The 7,239-nt window shown below is 60.7% G+C and carries 7 protein-coding genes, 1 tRNA gene and 1 pseudogene; 5 read left to right on the forward strand and 4 right to left on the reverse strand.

The annotated features are described in order from the left end of the window. Positions 1 to 188 precede the first annotated feature (188 nt). Complete coding sequence (locus NW858_RS06595; RefSeq protein WP_414337198.1) at positions 189 to 1,085, reverse strand: sulfatase-like hydrolase/transferase; 897 nt, start codon at positions 1,083 to 1,085, stop codon at positions 189 to 191. Then, entirely contained in the window at positions 1,073 to 1,465 is a 393-nt protein-coding gene (locus NW858_RS06600; protein ID WP_414334228.1) for a LapA family protein, read from the reverse strand. Before NW858_RS06600 ends, NW858_RS06595 begins: the two co-directional genes overlap by 13 nt. On the opposite strand from NW858_RS06600, the gene NW858_RS06605 reads away from it, so the two are divergent. Next, positions 1,454 to 1,702, forward strand: a complete 249-nt coding sequence (locus NW858_RS06605) for a hypothetical protein (RefSeq protein ID WP_414334230.1) — start codon at positions 1,454 to 1,456, stop codon at positions 1,700 to 1,702. The two genes, NW858_RS06600 and NW858_RS06605, sit on opposite strands and share 12 nt — an antisense overlap. A 5-nt stretch (positions 1,703 to 1,707) precedes the next feature. On the opposite strand, the gene NW858_RS06610 is transcribed toward NW858_RS06605, so the two are convergent. Beyond that, positions 1,708 to 1,779: transfer RNA gene (locus NW858_RS06610), tRNA-Val, on the reverse strand. Between the two features lie 298 nt (positions 1,780 to 2,077). Between NW858_RS06610 and NW858_RS06615 the strand changes: the two genes are divergently transcribed. Then, positions 2,078 to 2,839: a segregation/condensation protein A gene (locus tag NW858_RS06615; protein ID WP_414509654.1), complete on the forward strand. Its 762-nt coding sequence runs from the start codon at positions 2,078 to 2,080 to the stop codon at positions 2,837 to 2,839. 186 nt (positions 2,840 to 3,025) lie between these two features. Here the strand turns inward: NW858_RS06615 and NW858_RS06620 are convergent. Further along, positions 3,026 to 3,319 (reverse strand): annotated as a pseudogene (locus NW858_RS06620) (DUF6679 family protein); the annotation flags it as partial. Positions 3,320 to 3,765: 446 nt separating this feature from the next. Here NW858_RS06620 and NW858_RS06625 point away from each other — a divergent pair. The 3 genes from NW858_RS06625 (at position 3,766) to NW858_RS06635 (ending at position 6,974) form a co-directional block, all read left to right on the forward strand. Beyond that, positions 3,766 to 4,656, forward strand: coding sequence for a prephenate/arogenate dehydrogenase (locus NW858_RS06625; RefSeq protein ID WP_414334234.1), 891 nt, complete (start codon positions 3,766 to 3,768; stop codon positions 4,654 to 4,656). A 68-nt stretch (positions 4,657 to 4,724) separates the two neighbouring features. Next, positions 4,725 to 5,474 carry a cytochrome c biogenesis protein CcdA gene (locus NW858_RS06630; RefSeq protein WP_414337200.1) on the forward strand — a complete coding sequence of 250 codons (750 nt, stop codon included), beginning with the start codon at positions 4,725 to 4,727 and terminating at the stop codon, positions 5,472 to 5,474. An 81-nt stretch (positions 5,475 to 5,555) separates the two neighbouring features. Next, positions 5,556 to 6,974 carry a cytochrome c biogenesis protein gene (locus NW858_RS06635; RefSeq protein ID WP_414520155.1) on the forward strand — a complete coding sequence of 473 codons (1,419 nt, stop codon included), beginning with the start codon at positions 5,556 to 5,558 and terminating at the stop codon, positions 6,972 to 6,974. Positions 6,975 to 7,239 lie beyond the last annotated feature (265 nt).

The following is a 7,239-nucleotide window of genomic DNA, read 5'->3' on the forward strand; positions in this document are numbered from 1 at the left end:
CTCTCCCTCTGGGAGAGGGGCAGGGGGTGGTCGCGTGAGCGGCGCGGAGCGCTTGGGTCTCTGGGAGAGGGGCCGGGGGTGGTCGCGTGGGCGGCGCGGAGCGCTTGGGTCTCTGGGAGAGGGGCCGGGGGTGGTCGCGTGAGCGGCGCGGAGCGCTTGGGTCTCTGGGAGAGGGGCTGGGTGTTGTCCTAGCGAATTTTTCCCTCAATAAAAGGCACCTCTAGCACCTTTTCGTGGTGGATAGGGCCATGGCCGAAATAGCCCCCTTCCCCGAACAATTCGCCGTGGTCGGCGGTAACCGTGATGTAAGTGTTTTTGGGAACTAGGTCAAACAGTTGCTCAAAGACCCCGTCCAGGTAGCGCACCGCCTCGATCTGCCGTTGGCGCAGCTCCTCCAACTGGGCAGCGCTGAAAAAGGGGATCCCGGTCTCTTCCCCTTCATCCAGGCGCTTTAACACGCCATTGACCCCAGAGATGCGGGGCCACAGGCCGGGATCCTCATCCGGCAACGCGTAGGGATAGTGGGTTTCGCCCACATTTAACAAGTAAAAGCTGGGGCGATCCGGCTCAAAGCGCAACTGCTCCACCATGGCCGCCATATCGTTGTGCTGGGGCATGAGGCGGTAGGAATCGAAGTCGCGATTGAGCAGGGTGCTGGGGTTGAGCACCGGCAGGGAGACCATGGCGTGGGTGGTATAGCCCAGTTGGTGCTTCAGTAGCGTCGGCAAATAGAGGTGGGGCAGCAGATGCTTGAACTCAATCGGTTGGCGGGTGCCGAGGCGCTCGTTGTAGCGCAAGTAATCCTGCTTGTAGTGTTCGGAAGCAAAGACCTGGGTGGGGCTGGTGTGGGGCAGCAGGCCCATGAGCAGATTGTAATGGGCGGGAGCCGTCCAGGAAGCGTAGCTCCAGCGCTTTTCCAGGGATCCCAACTTGAGCAGATGCTTGGGGTTGGCAGCCAGCAGGCTGTCGAAGCGGCAACTGTCGAGAACGATCAGCAGATAGTTATTCTGTCCCTGGGGTTCCGGTCGAGGGTCGGACTCAGACAAGGGAGCCGCAGAAGATCGCCACCAGTTTAGGAGTCCCATTCCTCTTCCTCCTCGACAGGATAGGGCCGTCGGACGATCCGCCAGTTGGGGGCTGTGGCCGCGTCGCCTTCCTCCTCAGGTTCACCGGGTTCGCGAATGCGTTCCGGCGGGATATTGGAATAGGAATAGCGGCCTGCCTGGGGATCCGGCTCCTCCTCCGGCAGATCCTGAGGCAAATAGTGGTCAGGGGGGATGATCTGCGCTTCCAAGAAGCGCACTCGCTCGATGAGCTGGTTTAACTTGCGGATTGCCTGTCGCTGGAACACCCGGTCATGCAGCCGCCAAGCGCCCACATACAGAAACCCCAAGCCCACTCCTACCCCATAGGCAGTCAACAGCGTCAGCGACAAAGGAATCGCAGCGCCGGCTTGACCGGCCACAACGACCGCTGCTGTGGATCCCCAGTTTTGGACGAGGAAGACGAGCAGGATCAGTATCCACAAGCCCAGGAGTATGGAGCGGATGCTTCTGCTCGCGTCGGCGGAACGGAGTCCTTGCATGGCCTCAACCCTTTCATTACGCTATCCTGCTTCCTCTTCTCCACCGGTCCGGCAGCGGAGAGCTTGGCCGCGCCCCAATCCAGAGGGATGAACCCCCTGGCTTTTCAGAGCAACTGAAGAGATGGGCGGTACAAGATTCGAACTTGTGACCCCTTCCGTGTGAAGGAAGTGCGCTACCACTGTGCTAACCGCCCGTAGGTACTACTTTAGCAGCTATCCGACTAGAGCAGGATTCTATATTATGCGATGATCGCTTGACAACTCCCCGACCTGCTGGCTTGCTTCCGCATAGCGATAGGCAGGAGGATTCTGGGATGATCGAGTGCCCCGCCCCTTCCTTACCAAGGCCTGCGGCGGACGGGGCTTGTACCCCAGAGCCAAGGGTCAGCCGTTGAGCCGAAAAGCCGGACGGCCATAGAGATGCGGAGATGTCAGAGATAGCCGGGATCCGGCCTGAGGGCTACAGTAAGGAGCAGGGAGCTGTAGGGTGCTATGGCCTACTCACCGACCGAAGAGGCAATTGCCCTGCTCATCGATCTGGCAGAACGCGGCGAGATCGACCCCTGGGATGTCCAGGTTATCGAGGTTATCGACCGCTTTCTGAGCCGCATAGCCTCCACCAGCAGCAGCCATGACCTGTCTGAGTCGGGACAAGCCCTGCTCCATGCTGCCATGTTGGTCTATCTCAAGGCGATGGCTTTGGCAGAACCGGAAGTAGACGAGGGTGAGCCCAGTCCGGCGGATGTGGAAGCGGATCCCTTGCCAAGCTGGTCTTTGGCGGACTTGGATGGCGTGTTGCAACCCAGGGCGGTGCCGCGTCTTCAACGTAGCCGGCCTGTCACCCTCAAAGAACTCATCGTCCACCTGCAAGAGCTGGAAACCCTGCTGGAGCACCGGCCCGAAGCTGCCCCAAGGCCCCTATCCCAACGGGTTTCTCGCCAGCAAGCGCTGTCAGCCATCACCCAGCTAGCCCACCCGGAGAATCTTTTGGAAACCACCGCCGAGCTAGAGTCGCTGCTGGCTCAACTTTGGCAGCAGGGCCTGACCCAGGTCAGCTTTGCGGCTCTCCAGCAGCACTTTTGCCAAAACGGCAGCAGCGGTGCCATTCACCCCATCCAAGTCTTCTGGTCATTGCTGCTGATGGCTGCCCGCTCCCAGGTAGAGCTGTGCCAAGAGGAGTTCTACGGCCCATTGACCATCCGCCCCCGCCCAATGGGATCCCTCCTCCCCACAGCTCTACAAGCTGAACTCTAGAGAACCACTCTAGTCGTGGTTGCTCTCCCGCTGCCCCTCGACATCCTGCCGGGCACGATCCACCCGTTTGAGATCTTCCCCAGTTGAGCGCACCGGCAGCTCGGCAGGAGTCTCCCGATCCAGGTAGTAGTCCTCGACGAGGCGCTCGCCGCTGGGATGATCTTCCCCTTCCGCGGGCAACAGTGGCGAATGCAGCAATTCAGCAGGGGGACAATCTTCCGAGATGAGCAAATCCGACGTGCTAAGCATTCCCTTGGGAATGGTGGAAAGGCGCTGGGCAACAGCCCCAATGCTTTCCAGACGAATCATCTCCTCCCAAGAGCAGATCTCCTCCTCGTCTTCCGTTTCGTAGCGAACCAGGATGGTATCCCCTTCGATATCGAGGATCTTGGCTCGTTCCAGCCAGCGTCCCTGATCGCGCAGGTAGATCCACACATCCTTGCCTTCGCGGCTGAGTTGATAGATCCTACGATGAAGCACGGTCCCCTCCTGAAGTGAAAGATCCGGGTGAGTTGTGGGGGCTACCCAGCTCATCCCTCCATCTTAGCGGCTGCATACCGAGGCTGTATGCTTTTCCACAGGGCAGCCAGAGCCTTTGCTTCTGAGGTGTTGGTTCTTCAGGAGGAGGAAGGGCGCCACCAAAGCACCTGTTGACTTAGCGTGACTGGGGATCGCCAGCCTATCGAGATATGGTTATTTCAAATAGCAATGCAACGGTTTGTTACGTCGTTATTGCGACGCAACGCTGTCGCGAAGGTGCCGCCCTAACTCCCCTCTCCCTGAGGGAGAGGGGCTGGGGGTGAGGGATATCCCTCCGGGAGAGGGGCTGGGGGTGAGGGATATCCCTGAGGGAGAGGGGTTGGGGGTGAGGGTGGGAGTGAGGAACACTTGGGGAGTGTCTTGATCTGGTTTGAAGTGGCCATACCATGCGCATTGCCATTGTCGGGTTGGGGTTGATCGGCGGATCCCTGGCCCTCAAGCTAACCGAAAAGGGATATCCCGTGTGGGGGATGAGCCGCACCCCGGCCACCTGCCAACAGGCTCTGCAACGGGGCGCTGTTCAAGGCTGTGGAACCGAGTTGGCCCAGTTGGCCCGCTTTGACCCTCAAGTGGTGCTGATCTGCACCCCTTTGGATCAGGTGTTGGCCACCCTAGCCGCCTTGGTGCCTTATCTATCGGCAGAGACCGTGGTGAGCGATGTCGGCTCGGTTAAGCAGCCCATTGTTGCTCCGGCAACCGAACTGTGGCCTTTGTTCGTGGGAGGGCACCCCATGGCCGGCAAAAGCCTACAAGGGATCCAAGCGGCAGAAGCCGGCTTGTTTCGGGGGCGGCCTTACGTGCTCACTCCCATCGCCAAGACCCAACCGCAAGCTCTTGCTGCCATGAAAAAACTGGTGGCTGCTGTTGATGCAGAAGCCGTTTGCACCGATCCCGCGCGACATGACCAAGCGGTGGCCTGGATCAGCCACTTGCCGGTGATGGTCAGCGCCGGTTTGATCGCAGCCGTCAGCCAAGAGGCGGATCCCGCCATTCTGCATTTGGCTCGCACCCTAGCCAGCAGCGGATTCCGCGATACCAGCCGTGTTGGCGGAGGGATCCCGCAATTGGGTTTGGAGATGGCCCGCCACAATCGGCAGGCGCTGCTGACTACCCTGTGCAGCTACCGAGCGCAGTTGGGACAGATAGAACGGTTGATCGAGGGTGAAAGGTGGGACGAATTGCTGCTGGTGCTGCAACGAACTCAGCAGGAATGGCAGCAGTTCCCGGTTAACCAGCCCCGCAGAGTTCCTCAAGACCTGGGCAATGAGGAAGGGTAGCGGGCGCAGCTCCGGTGGGGTTGGGGACGTTCGTGCTACCTTGGGCTTGTGTTGGACGGATTGAGCTTATGTCGAGTATGGCCCAGCTTTGGCTCTACCACCTGGAACAATGGGCAACCCAGCTTGTCCAGAGTCAACTGCAGCACCTCTCTCCCGTCAGCCTGCTGGCGGTGGGCCTGGCCGGCTTGCTCACCAGTCTTTCCCCCTGCACGCTATCGATGCTGCCGGTGACCATCGGCTATATCGGCGGCTACACCCCCAACCCTGATGAAGGGGCCGGAAAAGTGCGTCGGCACATCTGGGCCCAATCTTTGGGTTTTGCGGCTGGGGTGGCTTTTACCCTGACCCTGCTGGGTTTAGGGGCAGCTTTGCTGGGCCGCGTTTACGGACAGACGGGATCCTTTTGGCCTACTGTGGTGGGGGGAGTTGCTATTTTGATGGGGCTCAACCTGCTGGAGGTGATTCCCCTGCGCTTTCCCGCTTGGTTCAACCGGTTGGAGATCCCCGGCGAATGGCCCAGGTTAGGCCGGGCAGTGTTGCTGGGATCCACCTTTGGCCTGGTGGCCTCTCCCTGCAGCACGCCGGTTTTGGTGGCTTTGCTGGCTTGGGTTTCCACCACGGGGCAGCCCTGGGTGGGGGGCGGGTTGCTGCTGGCCTATGCGCTGGGGCTGGTCTTGCCGCTGCTGTTGGCAGGGGTGTTTGCCGGCTCGCTCAAGCAACTGCTGGCCCTGCGGCGCTGGTCAGGCTGGTTCACCTATGCCAGTGGCGTGGTGTTGGTGGGCTTTGGCACCGTGACGATCCTCTCCGCTTGGGCCTGAGGGATCCCTGCCGCTACAGGCTAAGATGGGGCTGCCCTCCAGTTGGGAGCGGCGATCCAAGTCTTGAGCTAACAACTTCCCATGGTTATCCACCCTCTTCCGCTGTTGCGGCGGTATTGTCGCCATGAGCTGCTGCCGCTGCTGGCGGATCTGCGCCTAGCCATTGGCCTTCTCTTGGCGATTGCCCTTTTGAGCGCCCTGGGCACGGTGATCGAGCAAGAGGAAACGGTGGCCTTCTACCAGGCTCACTATCCTGAGCATCCGGCCCTGTTTGGCTTTCTCACCTGGCGGCTGATCCTCAAGCTGGGGTTGGATCACGTCTATCGCACCCCTTGGTTTCTGGCCCTGTTGATCCTCTTTGGCAGCAGCCTGGCCGCCTGTTCTTTCACGCGCCAGTGGCCGATGCTCAAGGTGGCCCGTCGCTGGAGCTACCTCACCCGTCCTTCTTCCTTCCGGCGGCTGCCCTTTTGGATCTATCTGCCCCAACACTCCCTAGAGGGGCTGCCGCAGCGGCTGCGCCAACGGGGTTATGCGGTGTTTGAGGAGGGATCCCGGCTCTACGCCCGCAAGGGGCTAATCGGACGGTTCGGCCCCATCTTGGTGCACGTCAGCCTGCTGCTAATCCTGTTGGGGGCCATCTGGGGCAGCCTCGGGGGCTTTAAGGCCCAGGAGCTGATCCCCAGTGGTGGGGTTGCCGCCATTGAACATGTAACCGGGGCAGGGGATCTGGCTCGTCTGCCCACCTGGCAAATTCGGGTTAACCGCTTCTGGATTGACTATGCTCCCGACGGACGGGTAAAGCAGTTTTACTCAGATCTCTCGATTCTGGATGGGGGACAGGAGGTCAGGCGCCAGACCATCTCTGTCAACCATCCCCTCTCCTACCGCGGCGTGACCCTCTACCAAGCCGACTGGGGCATCGACAGCATCCGCATCCGCCTCAACAACAGCCCCCCTTTCCAAATTCCAGTGGTGCCGGTGCCCACCCAGGCGGGCAGCAAGCTCTGGGGCGCTTTTGTGCCTACCCGACCGGATCTAAGCGAGGGCTTGACGCTGTTGTTGCCAGATTTGCAGGGGACGGCCCTGCTCTACGACACCCAGGGCCAGTGGGTAGGATCCCTGCGCCAGGGCATGAGCCTGGCCCTCGACGAAGTGGCTCCGCAGCGCTTTCCCAACCCCCTTACCCTGCACCTAGATGAGGTTATCGGCGCCACCGGCCTGCAAATGAAATCGGATCCAGGGATCCCTCTTGTCTATCTTGGCTTTGGGCTGCTGATGCTGGGGGTGGTGATGAGCTATTTCAGCTACAGCCAAGTTTGGGCTCTGGAGACGGAAGCAGGGCTTTACCTGGGGGGCAAAACCAACCGCGCCCTGGTGACCTTCGAGCGGGAGTTTGCCCACCTGGTGGAGCAGCAACTGCTCTCCTCTCCCCCTTCTCCGGCAAAAGAACTCAATCCCGCCGCTCGCGTCAGCGGGACGGAGTCCTTAGCCAACGGCTAGCCTACCCAAGTGGCGTCTGCTTGACCAACAACACTGCCCAGGGTTATCTAGCTCCCCTCTCCCTCAGGGAGAGGGGCTGGGGGTGAGGGAGTCCCTCAGGGAGAGGGGCCGGGGGTGAGGGATCCTCCCTCAGGGAGAGGGGCTGGGGGTGAGGGCAGCACCTACTTTTGGTCGGGGCGCATTTGCAGAGGATCCGGCTGTCCTGGATGAAGCGTGTTGATCCGGCGCACCATTTGCCACAGCCGTCCAAAGTTACGCTGGTTAA

Origin of the sequence: Synechococcus sp. H55.10, assembly GCF_047502715.1 — a bacterium.
GTDB lineage: Bacteria > Cyanobacteriota > Cyanobacteriia > Thermostichales > Thermostichaceae > Thermostichus.

Excerpts from the sequence above, each read along its gene's own strand:
- NW858_RS06630 (WP_414337200.1), top strand. The coding sequence starts at position 4,725 with ATGTCGAGTATGGCCCAGCTTTGGCTCTACCACCTGGAACAATGGGCA.
- NW858_RS06595 (WP_414337198.1), bottom strand. The coding sequence starts at position 1,085 with ATGGGACTCCTAAACTGGTGGCGATCTTCTGCGGCTCCCTTGTCTGAG.
- NW858_RS06625 (WP_414334234.1), top strand. The coding sequence starts at position 3,766 with ATGCGCATTGCCATTGTCGGGTTGGGGTTGATCGGCGGATCCCTGGCC.
- NW858_RS06635 (WP_414520155.1), top strand. The coding sequence starts at position 5,556 with ATGGTTATCCACCCTCTTCCGCTGTTGCGGCGGTATTGTCGCCATGAG.
- NW858_RS06615 (WP_414509654.1), top strand. The coding sequence starts at position 2,078 with ATGGCCTACTCACCGACCGAAGAGGCAATTGCCCTGCTCATCGATCTG.